General features: G+C 42.4%; 21 protein-coding genes, 1 other RNA gene and 2 pseudogenes. 11 read left to right on the plus strand and 13 right to left on the minus strand.

The features are described 5' to 3' along the window. Window positions 1–211: 211 nt before the first annotated feature. Together AC6IZ0_RS12990 and AC6IZ0_RS12995 are read left to right on the plus strand one after the other, a co-directional pair. Window positions 212–586: a hypothetical protein gene (locus tag AC6IZ0_RS12990; RefSeq protein WP_497723258.1), complete on the plus strand. Its 375-nt coding sequence runs from the start codon at window positions 212–214 to the stop codon at window positions 584–586. Window positions 587–659: 73 nt separating this feature from the next. Continuing rightward, window positions 660–1,007, plus strand: a complete 348-nt coding sequence (locus AC6IZ0_RS12995) for a hypothetical protein (RefSeq protein WP_497723259.1) — start codon at window positions 660–662, stop codon at window positions 1,005–1,007. On the opposite strand, the gene AC6IZ0_RS13000 is transcribed toward AC6IZ0_RS12995, so the two are convergent. Both AC6IZ0_RS13000 and AC6IZ0_RS13005 read right to left on the minus strand, forming a co-directional pair. Continuing rightward, on the minus strand, window positions 1,008–2,147 hold the full coding sequence (locus tag AC6IZ0_RS13000) for an ABC transporter ATP-binding protein (RefSeq protein ID WP_497723261.1): 1,140 nt from the start codon (window positions 2,145–2,147) through the stop codon (window positions 1,008–1,010). A 186-nt stretch (window positions 2,148–2,333) separates the two neighbouring features. Further along, complete coding sequence (locus tag AC6IZ0_RS13005) at window positions 2,334–3,059, minus strand: GUN4 N-terminal ARM-like repeat domain-containing protein (protein ID WP_497723263.1); 726 nt, start codon at window positions 3,057–3,059, stop codon at window positions 2,334–2,336. A gap of 328 nt (window positions 3,060–3,387) precedes the next feature. Here AC6IZ0_RS13005 and AC6IZ0_RS13010 point away from each other — a divergent pair, with 328 nt between their 5' ends. Both AC6IZ0_RS13010 and AC6IZ0_RS13015 read left to right on the plus strand, forming a co-directional pair. After that, on the plus strand, window positions 3,388–4,809 hold the full coding sequence (locus AC6IZ0_RS13010) for an NADP-dependent isocitrate dehydrogenase (RefSeq protein WP_497723264.1): 1,422 nt from the start codon (window positions 3,388–3,390) through the stop codon (window positions 4,807–4,809). Window positions 4,810–5,152: 343 nt separating this feature from the next. Next, the gene (locus AC6IZ0_RS13015; RefSeq protein ID WP_497723266.1) at window positions 5,153–5,605 is read left to right on the plus strand and encodes a response regulator; all 453 of its coding nucleotides are present in this window, start codon (window positions 5,153–5,155) and stop codon (window positions 5,603–5,605) included. A gap of 7 nt (window positions 5,606–5,612) precedes the next feature. On the opposite strand, the gene AC6IZ0_RS13020 is transcribed toward AC6IZ0_RS13015, so the two are convergent. From AC6IZ0_RS13020 to AC6IZ0_RS13030, 3 genes are all read right to left on the minus strand, one after another. Then, window positions 5,613–6,749 (minus strand): hybrid sensor histidine kinase/response regulator, encoded by a 1,137-nt coding sequence (locus AC6IZ0_RS13020; RefSeq protein ID WP_271732623.1) that lies wholly within the window; start codon window positions 6,747–6,749, stop codon window positions 5,613–5,615. Between the two features lie 27 nt (window positions 6,750–6,776). Beyond that, window positions 6,777–8,111: an ATP-binding response regulator gene (locus tag AC6IZ0_RS13025; protein ID WP_497723267.1), complete on the minus strand. Its 1,335-nt coding sequence runs from the start codon at window positions 8,109–8,111 to the stop codon at window positions 6,777–6,779. Window positions 8,112–8,604: 493 nt separating this feature from the next. Next, the gene (locus tag AC6IZ0_RS13030; protein ID WP_271732627.1) at window positions 8,605–8,742 is read right to left on the minus strand and encodes a hypothetical protein; all 138 of its coding nucleotides are present in this window, start codon (window positions 8,740–8,742) and stop codon (window positions 8,605–8,607) included. Window positions 8,743–9,331: 589 nt separating this feature from the next. Between AC6IZ0_RS13030 and AC6IZ0_RS13035 the strand changes: the two are divergent. Then, a pseudogene (locus tag AC6IZ0_RS13035) lies at window positions 9,332–10,055 on the plus strand (response regulator). A 19-nt stretch (window positions 10,056–10,074) separates the two neighbouring features. On the opposite strand, the gene AC6IZ0_RS13040 reads toward AC6IZ0_RS13035, so the two are convergent. Then, entirely contained in the window at window positions 10,075–11,415 is a 1,341-nt protein-coding gene (locus AC6IZ0_RS13040) for a lipid-A-disaccharide synthase-related protein (protein WP_271732629.1), read from the minus strand. Window positions 11,416–11,688: 273 nt separating this feature from the next. On the opposite strand from AC6IZ0_RS13040, the pseudogene AC6IZ0_RS13045 reads away from it, so the two are divergent. The 5 genes and pseudogenes from AC6IZ0_RS13045 to AC6IZ0_RS13065 form a co-directional block, all read left to right on the plus strand. Then, window positions 11,689–13,010 (plus strand): annotated as a pseudogene (locus AC6IZ0_RS13045) (BamA/TamA family outer membrane protein); the annotation flags it as partial. Window positions 13,011–13,216: 206 nt separating this feature from the next. Beyond that, window positions 13,217–14,749: a serine/threonine-protein kinase gene (locus AC6IZ0_RS13050; protein WP_497723269.1), complete on the plus strand. Its 1,533-nt coding sequence runs from the start codon at window positions 13,217–13,219 to the stop codon at window positions 14,747–14,749. A 497-nt stretch (window positions 14,750–15,246) separates the two neighbouring features. Beyond that, window positions 15,247–16,320, plus strand: a complete 1,074-nt coding sequence (locus AC6IZ0_RS13055) for a sulfate ABC transporter substrate-binding protein (RefSeq protein WP_497723271.1) — start codon at window positions 15,247–15,249, stop codon at window positions 16,318–16,320. A gap of 40 nt (window positions 16,321–16,360) precedes the next feature. Next, on the plus strand, window positions 16,361–16,573 hold the full coding sequence (locus tag AC6IZ0_RS13060; RefSeq protein WP_497723274.1) for an NIL domain-containing protein: 213 nt from the start codon (window positions 16,361–16,363) through the stop codon (window positions 16,571–16,573). An 82-nt stretch (window positions 16,574–16,655) separates the two neighbouring features. Then, on the plus strand, window positions 16,656–17,273 hold the full coding sequence (locus AC6IZ0_RS13065; RefSeq protein WP_497723276.1) for an NIL domain-containing protein: 618 nt from the start codon (window positions 16,656–16,658) through the stop codon (window positions 17,271–17,273). A gap of 257 nt (window positions 17,274–17,530) precedes the next feature. Here the strand turns inward: AC6IZ0_RS13065 and ssrA are convergent. Further along, window positions 17,531–17,923: a transfer-messenger RNA gene (ssrA, locus tag AC6IZ0_RS13070) on the minus strand. Window positions 17,924–18,064: 141 nt separating this feature from the next. Further along, window positions 18,065–18,424: an NAD(P)H-quinone oxidoreductase subunit M gene (locus AC6IZ0_RS13075; RefSeq protein ID WP_271732631.1), complete on the minus strand. Its 360-nt coding sequence runs from the start codon at window positions 18,422–18,424 to the stop codon at window positions 18,065–18,067. A gap of 735 nt (window positions 18,425–19,159) precedes the next feature. Here AC6IZ0_RS13075 and AC6IZ0_RS13080 point away from each other — a divergent pair. Next, window positions 19,160–19,453 carry an Npun_R1517 family heterocyst differentiation transcriptional regulator gene (locus AC6IZ0_RS13080; protein ID WP_200987166.1) on the plus strand — a complete coding sequence of 98 codons (294 nt, stop codon included), beginning with the start codon at window positions 19,160–19,162 and terminating at the stop codon, window positions 19,451–19,453. A gap of 308 nt (window positions 19,454–19,761) precedes the next feature. Here the strand turns inward: AC6IZ0_RS13080 and AC6IZ0_RS13085 are convergent, their stop codons facing one another. The 5 genes from AC6IZ0_RS13085 to AC6IZ0_RS13105 form a co-directional block, all read right to left on the minus strand. Further along, complete coding sequence (locus AC6IZ0_RS13085; RefSeq protein ID WP_271732634.1) at window positions 19,762–20,457, minus strand: response regulator transcription factor; 696 nt, start codon at window positions 20,455–20,457, stop codon at window positions 19,762–19,764. A 394-nt stretch (window positions 20,458–20,851) separates the two neighbouring features. Further along, window positions 20,852–22,180, minus strand: coding sequence for a carboxyl-terminal processing protease CtpB (ctpB, locus tag AC6IZ0_RS13090; protein ID WP_271732636.1), 1,329 nt, complete (start codon window positions 22,178–22,180; stop codon window positions 20,852–20,854). Between the two features lie 268 nt (window positions 22,181–22,448). After that, window positions 22,449–24,758 (minus strand): single-stranded-DNA-specific exonuclease RecJ, encoded by a 2,310-nt coding sequence (gene recJ / locus AC6IZ0_RS13095; RefSeq protein ID WP_497723279.1) that lies wholly within the window; start codon window positions 24,756–24,758, stop codon window positions 22,449–22,451. A gap of 38 nt (window positions 24,759–24,796) precedes the next feature. Continuing rightward, window positions 24,797–25,426, minus strand: coding sequence for a GNAT family N-acetyltransferase (locus tag AC6IZ0_RS13100; protein WP_271763866.1), 630 nt, complete (start codon window positions 25,424–25,426; stop codon window positions 24,797–24,799). Between the two features lie 19 nt (window positions 25,427–25,445). After that, entirely contained in the window at window positions 25,446–26,240 is a 795-nt protein-coding gene (locus AC6IZ0_RS13105) for a PD-(D/E)XK nuclease family protein (protein ID WP_497723281.1), read from the minus strand. Between the last annotated feature and the right edge of the window lie 23 nt (window positions 26,241–26,263).

Consider the following 26,263-nt stretch of genomic DNA (forward strand, 5'->3'; position numbering starts at 1 on the left):
CCATTCCCCATTCCCTGTTCGGTGTGTTCCCTGTTCCCTAAAATAAAAATTACCTGTTGAAAACTTATCAAACATCCTCTGAGTACCAACTTTTGATTATGCCGGGGCGAATATTAAATCGAATATTAAATTATATAGCTTTTAACTCTTCAGATTCAGATAGTGTTTCTTCAAACTGTATTCTTTTATTAAAACTTGAATTCAAAGTATCATGAATAAGTTAATTGCTACCCTGGTGATAATTGTTTCATCAATTTTGATTAATAGTTGTACCAATTCCCCAAGTAATACTGAAAATAACAGTACAAATACTACAAACAATAGGGCAGAAATAACGGAAAATCAAACGATAACAGCGGATACATCATCTACGGGGGGAGATAATACAAGCACAGACAATAGTAATAAAGCTTCCGGCAATAATCAGCCAACAATCGCTACAGTCAAGGAATTAGTCACCGGCGATATTATCTGCTACGCCACCATAGTAGATGATCAGGGAAAAGAACATAATGTCGGAGCATCCTTTGAGATTTGCGACCAAGCAGACAAATATTTAAATCAGAAAGTACGCCGCCTCTTATGAAATCGCATCATTAAATGATTGTGAAAGTGCTGAACCCTGCGGTAAAACTCGTCAAGAATCAATAATTTCCCAAATGGAAATTTTGCAGGAAACATCAACAGGTGAACCCCAATCCACTGAATTAGAAACCTTCACTAATGGTAAGTGGACAATCACTATTGGTGGTCGCAACTCTTGGTCAGGTGTAAATAATACAGGGAATCTCTCCTATCAAGGATGTGATGACCAAGGTAATTGTATCAAACTAAGAGGTGGTACAGTTAACTGTCGCCGTGGTGAATGTCTGATGGGTTGGGTGAATGGAGATTATAGATACATTGTTTCCTCACCGATTACGGAGGATGGGACAGGCTCTTCCACCCTCATAGTCAAGCAAGGGGACAGGGAAATCCTCAAAGCCACCGGATTTAAACCTTTATAACTATTCGGGTAAGATGGGATTGCGCCTTGGGGAATACCAAAGGCGATCGCCGGTTGCAGTATCAAATATAAACAAGTGATTTAAATCGAGTTGTAAAGATAACTGGTCACCTGGACGGGGGCGAACATCAGCAGATGTCTGAATATTAATCACCGTCATGGAACCAGGTAAACTAGCACGAATCAAAGTTTCCCGTCCCAAAGGTTCCACCACCTTCACCTGGACAGACAACGCTCCCAACTGCTCCTGTGTCAGTTCTCCAGGTGTTTGTGGTTCCTGAATATAAATATGTTCAGGACGAATCCCCAAATCAAAACTTTGACCGGAGCGTAACTCTACCTTTTCCCTCACACCAGACGGAACTGGTAATAACTGACCACTGACATCAAAAACATCATTTTTATAGATAGCAGGCAAAATATTCATGGGGGGATTCCCTAAAAAAGTTGCCACCATTTGGTTGGCCGGAAGCGCATAAATACTTTGAGGATCGCCAATTTGTTGAATCCTCCCCCGATCTAGCACCACAATTTTATCAGCCAAAGTCATGGCCTCAACTTGATCATGGGTGACGTAGATGGTAGTAATACCTAATTGTTGATGTAACTGCTTTAATTCTGCCCTTGTATCATCCCGCAATTGGGCATCTAAATTAGACAACGGTTCATCTAGTAAAAACACTTGCGGTTCACGGGCGATCGCCCGTCCTAATGCTACCCGTTGTTGCTGTCCCCCAGAAAGTTGTTTGGGTTTGCGATCTAGTAGTTGTTCCAGAGACAGAGATTGGGCGACATTTACTACTCGCTCTTGAATAATCTTAGGGTCAACTTTGCGCATTTGTAACCCAAAGGCGATATTTTGCGCCACAGTCATATGGGGATACAGGGCGTAGTTTTGGAACACCATAGCAATATCACGCTGTCTGGCCGGAACATTATTCATCAAGCGATCGCCGATAAATAGATTACCAGATGTAGCAGATTCTAACCCGGCGATGGTGCGTAAAATTGTAGACTTACCACAACCAGACGGCCCCACTAAAACCCAAAATTCTCCATCAGGGATTTCAAAAGTAATGTTCTCGATAGCAGTGACGTTGTTAAATCTACGCCTAATATCTTGTAAATAAACTTTTGCCATGATTCGATGTAAAATTTCAACTTTGAATTTCTGTGAAGGAATGGGAGTCACTTGCAACTCCCATCAATAGAAGTCACACGATAGGGTATTGAGGTTTTCAGATCCAGGACTTCTGTGATCAATTCCCAACTCTTAGGTATGTTTACATAAGTCCGGGATTTAGGGTGCTTCAACAATGTGCGTAATTCATGTATTACTACTCTTAGACCAAGCTGGATGAGATAATAAAGAAGCCATGACCCGCACTCCCCGCAGTTGATTAGACAGGGGTAGATGACCTCTAGGAGCGCTTAAATCCCAGGTAAACTGGTGGGGGTATCTCGTCCAGGTATTACCGCTTTTCCAGCCGATTTTCGGCCAGAAATTTTCCCAGTTTTTCCCTAAACTTAACCAGATTTCGCGCTGTACCGAAAAGCCAAACTTACCCCCAGAGTGGACTAACCAAAGGTTGTTAATGGTTTGTAAGTCAATAATTGGAGCATTTTCCACTTCGGTAAAATACAACCATTTTCTTTGTACAGCCATTGGTCCTGCGAGTTCACATAACTTTTGTATCGTCATGCGATCGGCGGCTTGGAAGTCTTGAGTAGCAAGTAAATGTTGCAAAGGATTATAATTAATCTGGCTATCTGATTTTAGAGGTACAATTCCTTCAGGAAAACAGGAAAGCAGAAATTCTTTCACTTGAGGTGCATCAGAGTTATAGAGGACTTGGTAAGCTTTGCCATCGATCCAGTTCGCTGGGTGGTCACGTCGCTTCTGTAAAAATTCCATCAACACATCTAATCCCTCATTACCCAACTTAGCCAACTGTGGGATAATCTGTTGTTGGATTTGAAGAGACCCAGCGATTAACGATTGTCGGAGGGAGTCGATGTCAGCAGTGCCTGATAAAATCATTGGGTCTGTCATGCCATTAATCGTGTGAGCGTTCAGTGAAAAGGCGATTGGCTATCGGGTGTTCTCTAAGGTGAAGTACTGATAGCGAAAAGTAGTTTACTATTTTTGATTGCGCTGTGCGCGGTGCCCAAGGCAATCAATTGTACAAAATTGCCATTGCTATGGCTACGCCACGCAAGCTATCGCTAAATCCCATAGCTTCACCCTAAATACTGTAACAGGGGAATCAGGGGAAAATCTGCTCCTCGTGACTTGGTGAACAAAAGACACAGCAAAATCCCAAGGAAACCCCATGAAAGAGTTTTCAACTTGCGGCCTACTATTCAGGAGTGTTTGAAGTATGTACGACAAGATTATCCCCCCCACAAGCGGAACAAAAATCACCTTTAAAAATGGTGAGCCGATTGTGCCTGATAATCCAATTATCCCTTTTATTCGGGGCGATGGCACGGGTATTGATATCTGGCCTGCTACCCAAAAAGTCCTAGATGCGGCAGTAGCTCAAGCATACAAGGGTCAACGTCAAATTAGTTGGTTTAAGGTTTACGCCGGTGATGAAGCCTGTGATTTATACGGTACATACCAGTATTTACCTCAAGACACGCTGACCGCAATTAAAGAGTATGGTGTGGCAATTAAAGGGCCTTTGACTACCCCCGTGGGCGGTGGGATTCGTTCTCTCAATGTAGCACTCAGGCAAATTTTTGATTTATATGCCTGTGTGCGCCCTTGCCGTTATTATGCGGGTACACCTTCACCTCACAAAAATCCTGAAAAACTGGATGTGATTGTTTATCGCGAAAATACGGAAGATATTTATTTGGGAATTGAGTGGAAACAGGGCAGTGAAATCGGCGATCGCTTGATTAAAATCCTCAATGAAGAACTCATACCCGCCACCCCAGAACATGGGAAAAAGCAAATTCCCCTCGATGCTGGTATTGGCATCAAACCCATCAGTAAAAGCGGTTCTCAGCGCTTAGTCAGACGTGCCATTAAACACGCATTACAACTGCCCAAACACAAGCAACAGGTGACTTTGGTGCATAAAGGTAATATCATGAAATACACTGAGGGCGCTTTTCGTGATTGGGGTTACGAATTAGCTACTACGGAATTTCGTCAAGAATGCGTCACAGAACGGGAATCTTGGATTTTAAGCAACAAGGAAAAAAATTCGGAGATTTCCCCAGAAGATAACGCCCGTCAAATTGACCCCGGCTATGATGCGTTAACTCAAGAGAAGAAAGCGCAAATTGTCAAGGAAGTTGAAACGGTTCTCAACTCAATTTGGCATAGCCACGGTAACGGCCAGTGGAAAGACAAAATCATGGTCAATGACCGGATTGCTGATAGTATTTTTCAACAAATCCAAACTAGACCCGATGAGTATTCGATTCTGGCGACCATGAACCTCAACGGCGATTATTTGTCAGATGCAGCAGCAGCTATTGTCGGCGGTTTAGGTATTGGTCCAGGGGCAAATATTGGCGATGCTTGTGCTGTGTTTGAAGCTACCCACGGTACTGCACCCAAACACGCCGGCTTGGATAAAATTAACCCTGGTTCTGTGATTCTCTCTGGTGTGATGATGCTAGAATACATGGGTTGGCAAGAAGCCGCAGACCTGGTTAAGCATGGTTTAGGACAAGCGATCGCTAACAGTCAAGTTACCTACGATTTAGCCCGGTTACTAGAACCACCAGTGGAACCCTTAAAGTGTTCTGAATTTGCCAATGCCATAATTCAACATTTCGGTTAATACTGAGGTTGGCGACACCCTAACCTCATATCCCTACAGGGGAATCACAATTTACACTCCCCCACCTCAAGGTAGGGGGGTTGTACTTTCATGTGGGGAGGAGACAAAATCTAAGTAAATAAACGTATTTAAATTTCAAACAGAAGTAATATATAATTTTTATCTGTACAGATAAAAATATTCTGTAGTTTTGCGTATAATCAAGAAGTACTTACTCAACCCATAGCTTGAAGCTTCCTTTTCTCCATGTTTATCACGTGGATAAGAATCATCTTTGCGGGATGTCTCGGTTATTATCTCAGCAACCCTATGGTCAATCCCAATTTAACCTTCTGGAAAACAGATGTATCTGGCACATTCATTCATGAGTGACGGAAACAAGCAAAACTTTCAGCAGCCTTTAATCTTGGTAGTGGAAGATCATGATGACAGTCTACTGCTAATTGGCTACGCCCTAGAGTTCCTTGGCTGTAGATTCATTTGTCAAAATGACAGTTCAGCGACCCTATTAGTAGCCAAAGAACATCAACCAGACCTGATTATGTTAGATATCTTATTACCAGGTCTGAGTGGAACTGATGTAGTGCATGATCTCAAACAAGAACCTCTAACTGAGGGAATTCCAGTGATCGCAGTTACAGCTTTAGCAGCTCGGGAAGACCGAGAACGGCTGCTGTCAGCGGGCTTTGACGACTACATCAGTAAACCTTATATGATCGAGGATCTAGAGGCAATAATTCGCCGTCAGCTACGTGGTCAACTCAATTTTGGCTCAACTCTCAAAAGTGTTCAATGACCAATCACTAGTGACTGCTATGTTTTGGTAGAGTCACAGTGAATATACTACCTCGGCCTGGTTCAGATTTGAGTGTAATTGAACCACCGTGTGCTTCTACAATTCGCCGGGATAGATGGAGACCTAACCCACTACCAGACCTTTTGTTTTTACCTTGGCGAAACCGCTCAAAAACAGTAGCTTGATCTTCGGGCGCAATCCCATAACCCGTATCTGTAACCTCGACGACAACGTAATCTTGACCCTGAGAATTATCTAATTTTTCCCAAATACAAACTTCTATACCTCCTGTATCTGTAAACTTGATGGCGTTACCAATTAAGTTGTTAAACACCCGTCGCAGTTCTAGGGGATCACCCATGACTACACCCGCCGTTTCTTCGTGCAGATCTAACTTACTCCTATCTATTTTGATAGCCAAGTTTTTCTCAAGAGCCAAAGGAGTAAGTTCCCCACTGACTTCTTGAATAATTTCTGTAAGATCGCACTCAACATCGTTTAAAGTCTTTTTACCCGCCTCAAAGCGATAGACTTCTAATAAGGTATTGACCATCTGCATTAAGTTTTGATTGCTGCGAATCATCACAGCGATCGCCTGTTTCATTTCCGGCGAAATTTGGCAGAAGGTTTCCTGTTGAAATAAATCTAACATTCGGTCTGCAGCTACTAGAGGAGTACGCAAATCGTGTGTGAGACGTGAAACAAAATCTTCGCGCTGGCGCGCCATCTTTTTTTGTTCGTCAAGACTATGCTTGAGGCGCAGCAGCGATCGCACTCTAGCCAAAAGTTCGTCTGTATCAAACGGTTTACGAATGAAATCATCAGCACCAGCATCTAAGCCTTGCACTACACTGGATTCATGAAAGGCGGTGATCAGCAGAATGGGAATATAGTTAACATTCAAGTTAGGATGATTGCGAACTCGCCGAGTCACTTCATAACCATCTATTCCCGGCATCATTACATCTAGTAAAATCAAATCAGGTGGACATTGTTCAACTCGTTGCAAAGCTGTAATACCATCTGTAACTAGGTCAATGTCATATCCTTCACTTTCGAGAATGGTTTGAACCAAAATCAGATTATCTTTACTATCATCAACAGCGAGAATGCGATCAATTTTAGGCTTTTCCACAACAGACATGGTTTATCAAGGGTTTATGACAATAATTTAGAGTTTGAGATGGGGAAAACCCATCGATGCTTTGCGAGATTTGGGCGGACAATGGTTAGGATTTTGAACAGAGCAAAAAATATCGTGACCATCTAAATTTAAACCTGGGAGGGTATCGATTTTGCTGGGTAACGATAGTTGCCGTGGTACTTCAATTCTAAACATAGAACCAACCCCCAATTGACTTTCCACAGTAATGTGACCCCCCATCATTTGCACCAAGGAATCTATAATTGCTAAACCCAGTCCTGTACCAGGATATTTGCGCGTCATACTTTGATCAACTTGTCGGAAAGCTTCAAAAATATGTTGAAAATCTCTGGGAGCTATACCAATCCCTGTATCCCGTACAGCGATCGCTAATTGGTTGTTGGGGAGTTCTTTAACTTCAAGGGAAATAGCACCGGAATCTGTGAATTTAATAGCATTGGATAATAAATTGATTAAAATCTGCCGTATACGCCCGGAGTCATTAAATACCAGAGAGTCTTTCATGTCAATATCAACTCCCAAAGAGAGTTTTTTGGCTTCAGCCACAGAACGCATTTGGGCGACAACAATATTGATAGTTTTTGTTAAATCAAATAATTCCGGCTCTAACTCTAATTGTCCTACTTCCAGCTGGGAAAAATCCAGAACTTCATTCAACAACATTAGCAAGTTCTTACCATTGTTTAAGATTCGCTCCACCATATCTGTTTGTTGATTGGTGAGCTTACCGAACTTTGGGCGCAATAATATTTGGGAAAACCCAAGAATAGCATTCATTGGAGTTCGCAGTTCATGAGATATAGTTGCCAAAAACTGCGATTTAAGCCGTGATGCTTCCAACAGCTTGAAGTTTTGCAGCTGAATTTGTTGTCGTTGTTTTTCTACTTCTTGATTTTGACGAATTAGCCGCTCATTAGTTTCTCTGAGTCGCTGATTTGCTAAAGCTGCTTGCATTTGGGCGCGGTGGATGCGAATGGCATAGCGTAAAACCTGTGCTAAAGTTTCTGAACATAGCCTAGACTTAGAGAGATAGTCTGTAGCGCCAGATTCCATCAACTCCATAGCGATTTTTTCATCTGTGTGAGTAGTAAATACTACTAAAGGAACTGTGATTTCTAAAGAGCGTAGTCTTTGGATAAGTACCAAAACGTCTTGATCTGGTAGACAATAATCGAGAAAAACACAATCATAAGTAGTCGTTCTTAAAGCCGCCAGTGCGTCACTTCCATTACTCACTTCAGACATTTCCATACAGACCCCAGCCTGAGTCAAAGCCTGACGTACTCTCATGCGATCTACTTCATCATCGTCTACAACCAAAATTCTCAGCGTTTCTTTCATTGGTTTTTATTTTCGCTGTCAAATACAGGTTGATGTCTAGCATCTCTATTTTCAAACTATCCCACTAAATAATTTTCATACTTGAATTCTCAAGAATCAGATATTTCTCTTGAGGGATGTAATTTACTCATAAATGTTGTATAGTTGTTATGTTTTGTTCAGTACTGCCATACTTTTTCCTGATAACTACAGCTCATAGACTTGAATGAAAATATAGCCAATAATTTTCACGTTGTAGTTTTTTAACCTCCACTATGTCTGGATATGGTTTGATAGGTCATCACAACCACGGTAGTTGCTCTCCATTGACTATGACTCGCCCTCAGGAAGACCAAATTGAGATAAAGTCACATAAAATACTTTCTGAACCCTCAAAACAATTCTAAATGAGTGTGCTAACGCCCGTCCTCAGTCATTAGTGAGAGTTAAGTACCAAAATCGTGTATTGTGCACCCCACGCACTTCCACTCATGCGGTGGCTGTGAGTCTGACCCTAGCTAAAAGTGCGGCGATCGCCAATCATCGCATCCACAGATCCCGGACTTGGTGTCAACATACCCAAAAGTTTGGAATTGCTCAAAGAAGTCCGGGATCTCAAAACCTCAATACCCCATCGTGTGATTTCAGTCATTATCCTTGCTTGTGTAATAATTCATCCTCTGAGACGGAATGAATACTGGGACTACAGCACCGGGTAACTGTGGCTACCCCCACACAACAGTTAGGGTAAGGTCTGCTACACAGGGTATAACCAACGATTTTGGAGAAATTCCGCTGTACTGATTCGCCGCAGTCCCATTTCCTTTTCTCCCTTACCTTTAGTCTACTTTTCTTTTGGGTCATTATCCTTTCCTTGGCTAAATTGCTATAATGTTCATGGTTAAACAAACTTGTTGGCATAGAGTGTTTTTCATTTATAAATATCTAGAAAATTTTATTAAGGGTTTAAAATAGTATTCAGGAAGTTTCTACTACTGGAGACATCAGATAGATGATAAATCATAGGAATATTTCATAATGATTGGAAAAATGAACCTATATCTTTAGCTGTATTTTTAAGAGAATATAGGGTGAAAAATTGGAAATTTATTATTTCTATCGAAGGATGATTTTAGATAAAAATCTCATCTACCTTTGGTTAGGAATCAAGTAAGATAAACTGCTAAAAAAAATCAGGACATATTTCTAGGAAGACCCAATTATCAACAGTGAGTATAACAATGAGTGAAATTAGCATTATTTTAATAGAAGATCATGATTTAACCAGAATGGGACTCAGAGCTGCATTACAATCTCACAGCGCTCTGAGGGTAATAGGTGAAGCAGCAAATGCCACTCAAGGACTGAAACTTTTAGAAACCGCTAAACCAGATGTGGCAGTGGTAGATATTGGCTTACCTGATATGGATGGTATTGAACTAACTCGCAAATTTAGACGTTACCAAGCAGAAACAGGGCAAACTGCCACCAAAATTCTGATTTTAACAATTGGACCATACAGAAGATGCCGTACTAGCAGCTTTTGCCGCCGGTGCAGATTCTTATTATATGAAAGAGACTAGCATCAATAAATTAACTGAGGCAATACAAGCAACTTATGGCGGCAACTCTTGGATTGATCCAGCGATCGCCAATGTGGTACTACGGAAAATGCGCCAAGGCATTCCTGGAGAAAGCCAAGCCACGGATAAGCAGAAAACAGTTAAAATTGGAGCACTGCCAACGGAATACGAACAAGTTTTAGAAACCTATCCTCTGACTCAACGGGAACTAGAAATTTTAGAGTTGATTGTAGCTGGATGCAGCAATGGGCAAATTGCCGAACAACTATACATCACAGTGGGGACAGTTAAAACTCATGTTCGTAACATCCTCAATAAACTCTGTGCTGATGACCGTACCCAAGCAGCAGTACGTGCTCTGCGTTCTGGTTTGGTCGGTTAATCATTAATGGTTGCTCATACTAGCACCATTTTTGATTTAAGCAATCAGCAATGCGGCGTGCAGCGCCTGGTTTACCCATGCGCCGTATTCCGTTATAGGCAATCATCTGTAACCTATCAGGATTTTGGCACAGGTATTCTACCATGTCAGGAACTTGTGCGGGATGATCGACTAAAAACAGAGATGCTCCTAAAAGTCGGCTTTGAGCTTCCGCAAAGGCGGCGTTATATTGGGGACCATCACCGGGAATGGCGATGGCTGGTTTGCCTAAACCTACAAATTGTTCGGTTGCTGTACCAGCCATGGCGATCGCAAAATCTCCCCAATATAAGCAATCATTATAAGCTTGTTGTGTCAACACCAAATAACTGTTTCCTTGCCGAAATATCAAAGCATCAGGATCACCAATGGGGACAGGAGATTCTCCATGGGTTTGCCAAGCTTGAGACTCAATAGTACGGGATAAAATAGTTTGATCTAAACCAGGAGCGATCGCCCCTAAGAACACCATAGAACTATAACTATGTAAAATCCCATCTGCTTGTGAGAAACTAGCCATTAATGCGCAAACAGCACTCATAATCACTTTCCAGTTAGCGTAGGCTTCAAGAGGACGGGAACCCGGTAAGAGAGTAATCACTAATGGTCTGGCTATTTCTTGCTCATCAGGAGCCGATATACAGGTTGGTGTTAGACCATCCATCATGGGATTACCCACATCAATTGCAGGAATTGACCAATTTTGTAATATTTGGGTAGTTAACGCATCCCTAGGAAACACAGCCTGACAACGGCCACAACTCATCAACCAACGTTCCCAAGGATGATAAATCGAACCCGAAAAGTTTTCCCAACGTGCAGCTTTTGATTTCCTGGGTAATAGTCCTACTTCATCACGCACATAATACTCTGATTTTGCAGTACCAACGAAAGCATAATTACCACCACTAAAAAAAGCAAATAACAGCGGAACAATATCCCCCACAGCTAAAATAGCACTGTTGTTACCTAATTTTTTTTGAGAACCCACCCAACCACGAACAGCATGAATTTGATTGAGGGTAAGTTGCACCAAACCGCCACGTACATCTTTGAGCAGCTGCTTGCCATCCATGTAAATAAAACCACCAGATGGCATAGTGCGTACTGAACCAATACAGGGGATACCTAGCTCTTGGTAAGCACGCCCTTCACCGACTAAAGGTAATGCAAAGATATCTGGGGGGTTTTCTTGTTGTTGGAGTTCCTGTAAAATTCTCACAGCAATCATATCTTCCCCGTGACCATTACTTAAAACAAGTACCTGGAAAGGAGAAAAACAAGAAGCTGCATCTGGCGATAATTGGGAGATATTACTCATAAAAACACGGGTAATGGGAAATTGTTGCTGGCAGAGAAAATTTACCGACTATAATCCGGTCAAAAACAAAATATTAAAATTAACTGTTGGTTTGGGCAAGATATGCTCATGAATTCATTTGAGTACAACTCACTCCCAGTTCATTAGACTAGAGTATTAATTATGCGAGTTTCTTCTGCTGCAATTCTAACTTTAGCTAGTTTGGCAGCTAGCAATATTACCTTGAAAGCAACAGCTACATCACTTACAATTGCTTCCCCAGCACCGAAGGGGAAAGGTGTCCTGACAGTAAATGTTGCTCAAGGGTTGGTAGGTGAGATTAAGTTTCGCTTTATTAATAAGGATGGTCAAACCCTTGATAGTCAGGGTAAACCCGTGGTCGGACGTACCCACCCAGATTTCCTCAGACAGCAGTTACAACTCAAGTCTGGGCAAATTTTTCGAGAAATACTCTGCGCCAAGATATACAACGGTTATATCTTACTGGCTTATTTGAAACTGTGAATGTTGCCCTCGAAGGTGATAGCCAAACAATTAATTTAGTTTACGAACTGAAAGAATTTAACACCGGTACTATTAATTTAGGTGCTAGCTTTAACTCTGACGTGGGATTATTTGCCACCTTAAGCTATCAAGACCGGAATTTTGGCGGTATTAATGATAATTTAGGTGTAAATGTGGGTCTAAGTCTTCATGATTTGCAGTTTAATACTCAGTTTACTAGTCCTTATCGTGCCACTGCACCTAATCGCTTAGGCTACAAAATTAATGCTTTCCGTCGCCGGGAGATTTCCCCAACTTTTCGTAAAGGTGTGACACTACCCAATGGTGACAGGGTGCGGGAAGCCCGGATTGGTACTGGTATCAGCTTCCAGCTACCCCTGGATAATTGGGATACCACTTTGGGATTTAACTACACTCGCACTAGTATTCGCGATCGCCAAGGTAATATTACCCCAACAGAGGCACGGGGCAATAGCCTCTCCGTTAGTGGTACTGGTCTTGATGATTTGTTTACAGTATCCTTTCTGGCCATACAAGATCAACGAGATAATGTTTTTAATCCTATTCAAGGTTCTGTAGTCAGACTTAGCACAGAACAATCTTTACCACTTGGTCAAGGTAATATTGCCATGAACCGCTTCAAGGCTAACTATACACAATATATGCCCGTCAAGTTTTTTAACAGTAATACTACACAGCCACAAGTATTCGCTGTGAATTTTCAAGCTGGTACAGTAATTGGTGTTTTACCAGCATATGAAAGTTTTAACTTGGGTGGTTCTAATTCGGTGCGGGGTTATGATCGAGGGGACTTGGGTAGTGGTCGCACTTATGTATTAGCTAGCGCCGAGTACCGGTTCCCCATTGTGCCAGTATTGGGGGGTGTAGTATTCGCCGATTTTGCCTCCGACTTAGGCTCTGGTAGTACTGTATTGGGAGATCCAGGCGGGATGCAGGGTAAACCTGGTCATGGTTTTGGTTATGGCGCTGGAGTCCGTATTGACTCACCTCTGGGCTTAATTCGGGCTGATTATGGTATAAATGATCAGGGCGAAGGCAAACTCCATATAGATATAGGACAGCGATTTTAAGGGCATCCTCTCAGGTCTACTGTATGATGAGAAAGATGAAGGTGTTAATATAAGCGGGAGGTTTTCCAGTTCGACAGTTGAACATATAGCGGTTTTCATGGAGATGAGTTACAGAATTATCTGTGTTCATCTGGCGATTTGGAATTGCCGGAAGACCCTAGAATCAGCAATATCTGCTTAATCAGCACTCAGATTCAACACTTTCTATGTTAGCAGGCACAACTTTGCAAGGTGGTAAATATACCCTAGTTCAGGAAATAGGGCGCGGTGGCTTTGGCATTACCTTTAAGGCTAATCATAACTACTTAGGTCAGGAGGTAGTGATCAAAACTATCAATGAACGGCTGCGTCAACATCCTGATTTTGCTAAGTTTGAGCGCCAATTCCAAGATGAAGCCAGAAGATTGGCTATTTGTATCCATCCTCACATTGTCCGCGTCAGTGACTTTTTTGTGGAAGCTGGACTACCTTATATGGTGATGGAATACATTCGTGGCTATACTTTGGGAGAAGCATTTGTATTACCGGCTATACCCATCCCGGAAGCCACAGCAATTCATTATATTCGTCAAATTGGCTCGGCATTACAGGTGGTACATAACAATGGTTTGCTGCACCGGGATGTCAAGCCAGATAATATTATCCTCCGAGAGGGAACTCAGGAAGTAGTGCTGATTGATTTTGGCATTGCTCGGGAATTTAATCATGGTGTGAGGCAAACTCACACTGGAATGGTTTCTGAGGGCTATTCTCCCCTAGAACAATATTTAACCCAAGCACAGCGTACACCCGCTACAGATGTTTATGGTTTAGCCGCAACTTTGTATGCTTTGTTGACAGGACAGGTTCCGTTACCAGTATTGTTACGCGATCGCGAAAAAATGTCATCTCCTCGCGAACTGCAACCGCACCTGAGTGCGGCAGTGAATGAAGCCGTCATGCGTGGTATGGCCGTAGAACCTCAATTTCGTCCGGCAACCGTTGCAGAATGGTTGCAATTATTACCAGTATACAGCATGAATGCACAGCGAGCAGTGACAACTCAGACAGTACCAACTGTAGTCTTACCTGTGCAGCAGCGGCAAAAAGTTGTCCCCAAACGGCAAAAAAAGCTATCAAGCTCTGAGAACCAGGGTGCTGCTCGAATCTTGGTAGCTCTAACTGTAGCACTTGTTGCAGGCACAGCAGGTTTTGGTATTACTAGGATATTTTCTAATTCTCGCACACAGTTATCTTCACCAGAGCTATTTGAACAGCCCACAGTTGAGCCGGAACCAAAAACACCATTGGGTAATGCACCATCTTCATTGGAAAAAGAACAGATTAACAGGAGAGCAAATCCCCCTGTTTCCTTACCGCGTCGCTCTGTACCCGTGAGAACTCGTAGAACAGTCCAGGATGATGTTCCCCTGGTTCAGAAGCAAATTCCAAATACCAGTAACACCACTTCCACCGAAAGTGCGCCCCCACCCATATCTACTCAGCCATCAGTCACACCTAGCACTACTCCCACACCACCATTAGTGGAGAGATTACGAAAAATCCGTGATGATCGTGAGGCTTCACAGCAAAAGGGTTCCCAGGATAATACTTTACCGACTATAGGTAAAGATATGGCATCACCCCCCCCCGTGAGTCCATCCAATCCCACGATCAATATCCCCACACCACCAATGGAAACTCAAGGGTCAACTCCTCCGCCTGTGGAAGTCCCTACTTGGGAAAACCAGCCGAATTAATTATCTCTAAAGAATGCAAGCCGAAAACCCCACCAGAAACAGCAACTAAGTTGCTGGCTTTTTGCTATGGCTACGCTAGGGGCTATCAGGGGAGGCTTGAAAGCCAACTTACAGCATATTTCAGGTAAATGAAGTACAAATATGCATGATAAAACTCTTGTCGTGCGGCATCTTACCGGCTACCAGCTTACCTGACAAGAGATGCAATATGCTGTGTATGAGTTTCACGAACTACCGAAAAATCATCTAGATGATGTAAAAATTGAGGCTATTTTAGACAATTATAGCTAGAGCGGTAAGCAAAGCGCCACGGATCAGGCTTATCGCCCGCATAAAGCTTGGACTTTTAACAGTTTTATAATCCCCACATTCTTGATGGGGATTATGGAGAATATCTTGCTATTTCATGGAATTATCTGTAATATCTAAAAATCATCCCGAAAGAACTATAACTTGATAGATTAACCGTAGATTAAATTCAGGAGCACAAGGACAGTATGTCGCAATATATTTGGAATCGATGGAAACCCAGGTCTTTAAAAAGTTTTATTTCGCTGTTTTTAGTAGGAATCAGTTTAAGTGGTGTGATCGCCGCCTGCTCTCCTTCTCCTGATAAGAGTGGTAGCACTTCACAAACAAAAGAACTGACCCTAGTCAGCTACGCCGTCACCCGCGCCGCCTACGAAAAAATCATTCCCCTATTCGCCAAAGAGTGGCAAGAAAAGACAGGCCAAACTGTCAAATTTGACCAGAGCTATGGCGGATCAGGCTCCCAAACCCGTGCAGTGCTTGATGGATTAGAGGCAGATATTGTCGCCCTAGCTCTATCAGCAGATACCTTGCAACTTCAGGATGCCGGATTGATTAAACCAGGTTGGGAGAAAAAGACACCCAACGGTGATGGTATTGTCCATCGTTCCGTGGGTGTGATTGTTACTCGTGAAGGCAACCCTAAAAACATTGAAGACTGGGATGATTTAGCCCGCAGTGATGTCAGTGTTATTACTGCTAACCCCAAAACCTCTGGTGGCGCTCGTTGGAACTATATGGCCTTGTGGGGAAAGGTAACTAAAACAGGCGGCACGGAAGAACAAGCCAAAGACTTTGTGACTAAAGTCTACAAAAACGTGCCAGTTCTACCCAGAGATGCACGGGAAGCTACTGATGCATTCTTCGTACAAAAACAGGGAGATGCACTGATAAACTATGAAAACGAAGTCATCTTAGCTAAACAACAGGGACAAAACTTACCCTACGTAATTCCCGAAGTTAATATTTCCATTGATAACCCGATTGCCGTAGTCGATAGCTATGTTGATAAGCGAGGTAACCGGGAAGTAGCAGAAGCTTTTGTGCAGTTTCTTTTTACCCCCGCAGCCCAGCGCGAATTTGCCAAAGTGGGTTTCCGACCAGTTGTACCAGAAGTAGTCGCGGAATTTGCCGATACCTATCCCCAAATCTCCAACTTATTCACCATCAAGGATTTTGGTGGATGGAATCAAGTTAGTCCGAAATTCTTTGCCGATGGTGCAATCTTTGACGACATCCAAGCCAATATAGCTCGACCCTAGAGCTAACTTTTTGTATTTCTGAAAAATAGGTAGTTTGAATATGGTTACCAACAATCAAATCACTCACAGACAAATTCGCCTGCGAATTCCCACAAATTTTCATCAAGAACCGGTTATTTCGCGTTTAGTCTCGGACTATGGTTTAACGATTAATATTACAGCGGCGATTTTGGGTGCAAATGCTGTGGGTGACGGTTGGTTTGAACTGGATTTACAAGGTTTTACAACACAGATAGATGATGCTATCAATTGATTCCGGGATATAGAGCTAGAAATCTGGGATGAAAATAGCGTCGGCGATTGGTGATTAACTGTTTTCTTAGTTCCCTAATCTTATGCCACGTAAAAAAATACACCCAATAACTGCCATTGATACCCGCATCCGTATACCCCTGCATTACCAACGCCAACCTTTGATTTCTCGTTTGGTATCTCGCTATGGTGTCACGGTGAATATCAAGGCGGCGAAGCTCTCAGCTACAGACAGCTACGGTTGGTTTGACTTACAACTCCAAGGTAAATCTCAACATATTGATGATGGACTGCTATATTTACATAACTTGGGAGTAGATTTAATGGATACAGGTATGACAGAGGGTATGCAGCATAATTTAGGTTCTCGGTCATTTCCGCGTCCAAGGGCAGAAATACCTACATCTGGAATAAATTATACTTACCAACTTTACGGCGGTCAATCCTATCGGCTGGGCTTGCAAATTTGTATCTTCAAAGATTACTACCAGACAGCCATCATCTTTGATTTAGTCTCTAGCTATGGAATCACAGTCAATATTATTGGGGCTTCCCTACCAGGAAATCAGCAAGAGGATGGTTGGTTTGATTTACACCTTTGGGGTAAACCGCAGCAACTTTTTTCTAGTTGCGATTATTTGCAAAAGCTCAATTTACCACTATGGTTAAATACTTCTTCTTTGCATGGACAGATTATCTAAATCAAATGTGGTTGTATGAAATTTGGTAGTGCTCCTTTTATCTTCGGCTACAGGGGTGCTTGTTATTATAGGCATCCCTTCATTTTTTGCAGTCCCATGACCTAACGAGGTCTCTGTTTTAGTCAAAAGTCGAGTTATTAACCCGCATATGAGTAAACCCACGCCACTCCTTGGATTTACAAGGTCGGGGGCTTGGCTCAAACACAAACAAAATCCACCTAAACATCTGAGGGTTTGGTGGACTTGTGTTTGGTTTTTAGTGGATCCGAGCAGAGTCGAACTGCTGTCCAAATTGGGTATTGACCCCCCGCTCATTCACAGGTTTAGCCTTTCTGACCCTCAAGGCGGGAATCGTTCATTATCCCGAACGTAGGATGCTCTGATTAAGTCTTAGCTAACAAGCCAACCAGAGAACACTTGTTAGAGCGTCCGTTGGGGGTTGGTCTCTAGTCCTTAACGGAGTCAAACCAGAGACGCTCGAACCTGTAAGAGGTTATTAGGCAACTGCTACTGTAGCAGGCTTACGAGCAAATTTAACGATGTTATTCGCATTTACTTTTGTTTTGAGCCTTTGATTTGCGAGAGGAGACTCACTCTCGACCTGAATCACAGAGTAGCTTTCGCCAACCTGTCGAAACCGTTACGGACCCATGAGCTTTATACTTTAATTATAATACGCCATTTGGCAAATGTGTTGAGAGGGAAAAATTTTTCCGCAAATTTTGAGATGCTTTGATTGCGTAGGTTCTGGGGGCGTAGTATGACCATCCCCCAGCAGCAGTTAAACATCTCTACTGATTTTCCTGAGTGGCAACTTGAGGGAGCCCCATGCTGTAGTTGGTGACGCGAGCAGAAAGATTATAGCTGATTTCACCTTTTTGTAGGAGCGATCGCAGATAATGCTCCAAGTCTGAGCCAATGCGACGTAAGTTATAATCAGTTAAATCTTGACCGCTGGAAGCTTCCACCAGTTGATCAAACTGGCGATAAACCTTTTGTAGAGTATCTTCGTTCCAGTTGAATTCGTTATCTGGGTCAATATCTAAGGTCAAGACCTGATTACTAGGAACCAGTTCGCCATCCCGGTCAATTTCTGCGGCAAAAATTCGGATGTGCCGGGTTGTGGACTTGAGCAGCATCGGATTGTCCATAGCAAGGTGTAAGGTTGGGTTTGATTACACGGAATTGAAAGTCCCCGGCATCAAATACAGGGGGATTGTTGGTTTAAGCGGTAGGGCAGGTTCACAGATATCACTGACCATGAACGGGGATATTAATCAACCACCCTCCTATCCATCATTATAGACTCATGTCTGGGCTGAAATACCGGCTAATTCATGGCTGGGTAAAGATAGCTTGTTGTTGCATGGATGTTCTTAATATGTGTGAACTAACCCACCCTGTGTCATTCGTTGAATCTTTTCCGGAATTTTCAGGTGAATAAAACGTACATGAACTAATTCCAGGTAATCATAGTACAACTAGCTCTATCTTTAAGAAAAACCCATAAAACCGGTATTTATTTTCGGTAAAAATACTAAAAAAACTGTAAAAACTACAACTATTTTTCTAGGAAAAATGAAGTTAATGTAAAAAGTTTGAAAAAGCTTGAATAAGTTCTTACAGAAACTTTATTGTATAAGAGATCAAAAACTGAATAATAGTTATGGTTTAAACAAAAGCACATTTAGGTCAGGAAGATTACGACTTATCCCTGGCAGTGTGTCTAGAAAAAACACAGGAGAGTGAATATAAAATACAACGGTTGTGGATTGGAGAAAGGCTTTTAACTCCAGCATTATGGATACAAAAAAAATATAAAGAATTGTGGAAGGGGATATAATTCCTCACCCTCATGACCACCCAGTAACCTAATCCTCAAAATTATGAACTCGAAAGCATTACCACGCCAGATAAATAATATCGAAGTAGGCGTTTATGAGTGCGAAATTCATCTCAAGTTCCGGTTGATTGAAGAAAAAAGTCTATTAGGCGATCGCGAGCAACTCTTACAGGTATTGCTGGATGCATTGACAGAAGGCTCAGATGAGTTTCTGGAGATGCTGCAAGCATCTGTTAAAGCGCAGGAAGTGTCTGAGTTCAAGGCCTCACCACAAATGCGCCGCCAGTTGATGCGGTTACGTAATGCGGTTGATAATAGTCAATACTCTGAAGGCTAAAAATCTTCGGCTGTAATTGAGTAATTGCAAAATCACCGGTTGAGCATAGATATTTAGCTTGTATAACTTTATTCCATGGGCACAAGCTAAAGTTTACTCTAGTCTTTGAGAAGCCGAAAATAGCATCTACAACATCATAAATATTACCGTTTGCACTACGAAAACAATGGAGTTGTCAGTACAAGTGCTTTAACCAGGGTTGTGCTTCGATTTTGATCACAAAAAGCGTATTGATGTGGGGACTCTCAATCTAGGGGCTAGTGTGAAGTCAAAATACTAGCCTACATCCCCAATCGCCAGTGGAATTTCTATTGAGCCAGACCGTGTTCTAATGCAAAGCGAACTAACTCAGTGCGGCTATTGGTACCAGTTTTACTAAACAAACGACTGACGTATTTTTCAACATTACGGACACTGGTTTCTAAACGTCGAGCTATTTCTTTGTTCATCAACCCTTCAGCTACCAGATTTAAAACACTTTGTTCTCTGGGAGTTAAATCAATTTTAAAAGGGACTGGGGACTGAGAGATGGCAGTTCTTTGAGTTAACAAAGCCTTAATTTGAGCAATCTGATGAGCGAGTTCAGCAATATCAATGGCTTCCCTCTCTTCACCGGCGGTCGTAGTCTTAGTAGCTCGACGCGACAGTAAGTTCTCGACTATCGCCACTAACTCATCCGGGTCGAAGGGCTTGGGTAGGTAGGCATCAACACCCGCTTGGTAGCCCTGAATGCGATCGCCTGTCATCCCTTTAGCAGTTAAAAATACAACTGGGACTGTTTGAAACCGCGGGTCTTCCCGCAGTTGTCTAAGGAACTGATAGCCATCCACCAGGGGCATCATCACATCAGAAATCACTAAATCAGGTATATTATGCTGCATCAAATCCCACCCTTCACGGGCGTTACTGGCAACTTGAACGCTAAAACCACTTTCTTCTAAGTAGTCTTTCACAGCTTCCCGTAATCCTGGTTCATCATCGACCAGTAACAATTGTGCTGACATTTCAGTTTCCCTGTGTTGACCTGCTATATAAAACCTAGACAAAACTAGACTTTACTTTCTACTTCAACGGGAGCATGGGAGCAGTTATCCCCGGTGTAGACTTTCACGCCTTAGCCAGACGCGATTGTGTTCCAATTAAGTTTCTGAAAAATACTACCACCATCATTGCTTGGTTTTCGCGTCGGCAATAGTCTCAATTCAATACTTGATATCACCTTATTATATATCAAGTAGTTGATTTTTTACTAAAAATATATTGATTTTTGTCAATACAAGTATAGTTTTGTCTATAAAATTGTCAACTTAGGACTTGCTCTTTCCAATTTAGCGAAATTTGGTAGGTATTGGGTAAGATGCTACTACTCCCCATACACATAATCCGGGGCTAAAATTTTCAATTTCTCATACTCGAACCGACAGGTTGGTTAGTTTGGGGGGCTGGAGGTTGAGCGAAGTTCTCGCCCGAAAGTGCCGCGATCGCCCCAGCATATTGGGGATCATTGCGAGTCCCAAATAAATCCGGATTGCTAGCCAGCTGACGCTGTTGTGCTGCTGTCAAATTTATCTTAATATCTGGGACAATTCCCTTTTTATTAATATCTGTACCTTTGGGGGTGTAATAGTGGGCAATGGTCACCGCCAGACCTGACCCATCTACCAGTTCATGAACAGATTGCACCATTGCTTTGCCAAAAGTTTGACTACCAATAACTACAGCCCGGTTATTATCCTTGAGCGCCCCCGTCAGGATTTCGCTAGCACTAGCCGAATTACCATCTACTAATATTGCCAAAGGTCGCCGAGTGAGGGCGGTGCGATTGGCGTGAGTTAGCTCACTCCCCCCCGCACGGTTGACTGTGCGGACAATCCCGCCATTATCCAACCACATCCGGGCAATTTCAATGCTGGAATTTAACAGACCGCCAGGATTTCCGCGCAAATCTAAGACAAAAGCATCCGCGTTTTGACTGTTTAAATCTCGAATGGCTCGACGCATTTGGTCCGATGTATGGCCACCAAACTCTCGCAGGCGGATATAGCCAATGCGGCGATTACCTTCTTGTTGGAGAGTATAATGCACCGTAGGCACTTCAATTGTGGCTCGTCTGAGCTGTAAATCAAAAGCACCGCGCCCTATTCTTCCTAATCGCAGGGTTATGGGAGCACCAACTTGACCACGAATTAACTCAGATGCCTTTTCTACTCCAATTTTATCAGTAGTTTGGCCATCAATTGCCAAAATCTCATCCCCTGCTTTGATCCCTGCTTTGAACGCCGGCGAGTTGGCGATCGCCTCTACAACCGTAAGGCGGCGAGTTTGCTGATTCACTTCCATGCGAATCCCAATCCCAGAGACTTCCCCTGATGTTTGCCTGGCGAGAGATTGATATTGTTGGGGATCCATAAACCGTGTGTAAGGATCACCCAGTTGTTGTAAAGCTTCGCGAATTGCCACATAAGCTTGTTCATGAGAAGAATACTCTTTGCTTAACAAGCTCTGCCTAGTCGCTAGCCAATCTTGTTGATTAAAACTGCCATCAACATACTCACGATTTACCAATTGCCATACCTGGTCAACTAACGCTTTCGGACTATCTTCAAAGGCCGCCAGAACGCAGCGAGTCCAACCAGAGCCAAATACTGAAACAGTGGTAGTTGTGGCGATCGCTCCCCCAATCAAGACTAATTGGAGTGGTGAGTAACCTTTCGCAGATTGGTTCATGTATATCAGTGGAATATAGTTGTTTTATTTACACTTTAGCAATCAGACTCTTGAAACGCTTTTCACTCTTTATTCTTTTATGGATCTCACCTTTACACTCTATATTCTTCTTTAAGAATATAGCACTTTCCTCAGGGGATTATAGGTTTTTTCGAGATTATTTAAGGAAGCAATGATTACCGACCTTAACTAAACAATAGTAGCAGTTTATACAAAAAATACCCGCCTCAAAAATCCCTCTGGGTCAAGTGTCAATCACCCAGGCTCTTTAGCGCCGGTAAATCCTCATAATTGTAGACAGAGGAACCTCCGCAAAATAACTTTGCTGAAATTGTTCTTCCCTGATAGCGGCTAAAAATCTTTCTACAGATGCGTCGTTCATAATTTCTGAGTGGGTGAAGGGATTCCAACTAATTTGCAGCTGACTGTCTTGTGTAGTCACTCTGAACCCCAAATACTCTAAAGCTTCGAGTCCCAATAATAAGGTCTGGTCATGGACACCAAGTTTTTCTAAAAGTTGGCGGTGGGTGACTGGTTGATTTGTCCGACTGAGATATTTAGCAATCCCAACCAACGTTAGCCAAATTTCCTCGGGTGGTTGATGCAGGGGTTTAGACCAGGCGATCGCTAATTGTTGATGATTAGAGAGCGATTGCTTTAAGCATACACGTAAATCTTCCCACTGACAAGGACAATCTCTAATTAGATGTCGTGAATCCTGATTATTCAAAATTGAGTATTCCTGATTACGTAAATCTATTATCCCCTCAGTATTAACACTAGTCATGACTGAGGTAGCGGTTGGACGCACAGCAATTAATCTGATTTCATAACGTTTTTTAAAAGTGTTGTAGTCGAGTTCAGCAATACAATCACACCTATCTGGCGGTAACTCATCTTGATAGTGTCCCCACCAAACACCAGGAAACGTGGTTTTAGTGGACTCATCCCGAATATTAAAATCAGTCTTAATGTACTGTACCTTTTTTCCTCTGCAATCCTCCTGATTACGATGCCAAGCATTTTCAAACCAGCAATTTTTAATTAAAAGTGTTGGTACAGGGTTTCCCATCCCACAGGGTTCTAGTAATTTAAGCTCCCCAAATAACTCTTTGCCTAAATCAGCCACAGTTACCATCAAATCCGCTTCCACAGTAGGTGTAAGAGTTTTTCCCCCTAAAGATTGTCGCAGCTGTTGATTAATTGCCTCCGTGAATAAAGGAATATTCTCCGGTAATAAACTCAACCCAGCAGCAAAGGGATGACCTCCAAAGCTCTGTAACAAATGTGCTTGCTTTTTGACTAACTGGTATAAATCAACAGAATTCACTGAACGGGCAGAACCACGGGCTAATGAGAGTCCTTTTGTTGCTTCACCGAGGATCTGTGTACTTAATAAAATTGTGGGACGGCCTGTTTCTTGGGCTACTTGTCCCGCAACCAAACCCAATACTCCCGTTGGCCATTGGCTATCTTCCAACACAATCACACTGGTGGTTGATAAGTCTATCTCAGAGAGTTTTTGTAATACTTGGGCTTGTACATCTTTCTGTAAGGACTTGCGACGGGTATTAGCTAGTTCCGCCACTTCGGCTAATTGATCACAATATTCAAGATCACGACTAGTTAATAACTCTACGCACAAACTAGCATCGCCCTGAATGCGACTAACAGCATTAATCCGTGGACCCAGACCGAAAGAAATATCTGTCGGGCGATCGCCATTTTTCTGGCATAATTCTAATAATCGCCCTATACCTGGCCGTCGTCGTGCTGTCGGTGGTTGTTGGAAGTCTGCCTGTAATCTTTGAATACCTAATTGTGCTAAATAGCGACAATCTCCACTCAGCTGCACCAAATCCGCAATTAATCCTACAGCAACCAAATCCCATAAATCTGTTAATGGCTCTTTGGGAACATCAGGTAAACTTTGATATAGTGCTTCTACCAACTTAAAAGCTACCGCCACCCCGGAGAGATGAAATAACTGATGTTGACTTGGTAAATACCGGGGGTTAATAATTGCCGTCACTGGTGGGCGCTGTTCAGGTAAAGTGTGATGGTCTGTAACTATAATGTCTATACCCAAGCTTTGAGCATAAATAATTTCATCTATATTCGTACTACCAGTATCGCAGGTTACAATTAACTTACAACCTTGTCGGTGTAAATTATCGATTCCCTGATAATTAAGTCCGTGGGATTCCGTGAAGCGATTGGGGATGTAATAAATTAAGCGGGTATTTTTAGTAAAGAACTGTCCCAAACCATCCCATAAAACAGCAGTAGCAGTAATGCCATCAGCATCAAAATCTCCCCAGATAGCAATTTTATCATTGTTATTTAGTGCTTGTTGCAGCCTAGCCATAGCTAAGTGCATTTCTTCCCCAAACTCCAAAGGACTAGCAGGGTGATAATTCTTATAGTCAGCAAAAGCCGCTAATTTTTCAGCGTCCTTAATTCCCCTTTGCCATAATAATTGTGCTGCATACAATCCCCTTGATTTTGGTGTATACTGTTTCACCATATGGATAAACCAGTCAGGTGGTTGTTCAGGTGTTGAAAGAATCCACTCCATAGAATTAGTTAAAAATTGATAATTAATAACATTAGTCTTCATTCATCATTGATCAGAGTCTCATTGACCAGAGGATTGCAGATCACCTTATTCACAAGTCCATCAGGTTTACCAGCGCGAATTGCAGGACGAGTGCGCCTGTAACCGGCTCTTTCCGCCTTTTGATGTTCATAATCAATGAGTCTGCCATAATGTTCATGCTTGCTTAAATTCATCGACAAGAAAATATGCTGGCGGATATTGCCAAATCCTTTACGGTTAAAAAACTTGACAGCCGGATTATTAGTAGGGTCTGTATCTACCAGCATGAAACGCGCCCCATCTTCAATCATCCTGGCAATAACATGATCAACTAACTTATCTGCTACACCCCGACGCTGAAATTTTGGATTCACAGCTAACCATAGTATATAACCATAAGTCCAGGAAGCTTTAGTAATAATAGTTCCCAGAATAAACCCCGCTAACTCCCCATCTGTTTCCGCAACTAGACAATATTCTGGGTCTGTATTGTAAAGTCCAATTACCTCCCATTCGTCCCAGGTGCGATATAAATAAGGATATAAATCGCTAGTAAATAACTGTTCTCCCAGGTGGTAAACAGGGGAAATATCATCAATACCTAATTCACGAACATAAATCAAATCAGTTTCATCAAAACTTTTCATATTACAATCTCCCTATAATTCATAGGGTTACTTCTTGAATATTGGCAAGATTTGGTAAATTCTGTTGATGTTCTCCCCCGGCTTGTGTCCGTTGGCAAAGTATGGCAAAATGACAATAATTACAGGTTTTACTATTTTCCGGTACTTGTGGAAATGGCCTGTTTCTCTGGTAACCTTCCAGCCAATGGGTTAATTTATTTAACAGTTGAGCAAGTTTTTGGGCTGTGCGCTGATGCTGGAGATTGTCGTAATTAAATTGAATATTTTGCGGTTCACCTTCCGACTGGACAAACCAGTAAGTCATAGAAATGTTTTGGGGTAAATAGGCGCTTGTTTCAGCCAAAACATATAAATAGAGACGTGTTTGCCAATTCTGTTCTAACTTGCGTTTATTTGGTGGTTGAGGATGGGTTTTCCAGTCGATAATGTGCGCTTTGTCAGCGTCTGCGATCAGTAGATCATAAATAACCGTGAGTAAGTAGTTTTGAATTTGCAGCGTGCGATAATGTTCGCCTTCACGGAAGCTTAGGGGTACGGTGGGTGTTAAAAGTTCTGGTGCTACATTGGTCAAACCTGATATCCAGCTTTGCAGTCGAGTATCTGCTTGGAGGAACCCAGCAATCGGTAAACCCATTTCTCGCTGTTGCATTAGCAGGTGAAAGCGACTACCCAAAACTTGATGTTCCTGATGTTCGGGACTGGAGGGAGAGTGAAGTTTTTCTAAGTAAACTTGTTGGAATTTACGCGGACAAGTTTCTAGTAAGTTGAGATGTGCTTGGGATAGGTGTAATAGTGGAGTTGTTTCTGACGACATTCTTTTATAGCATTTCCCATGCT

It is taken from the genome of Anabaenopsis sp. NIES-4685 (assembly GCF_059725405.1).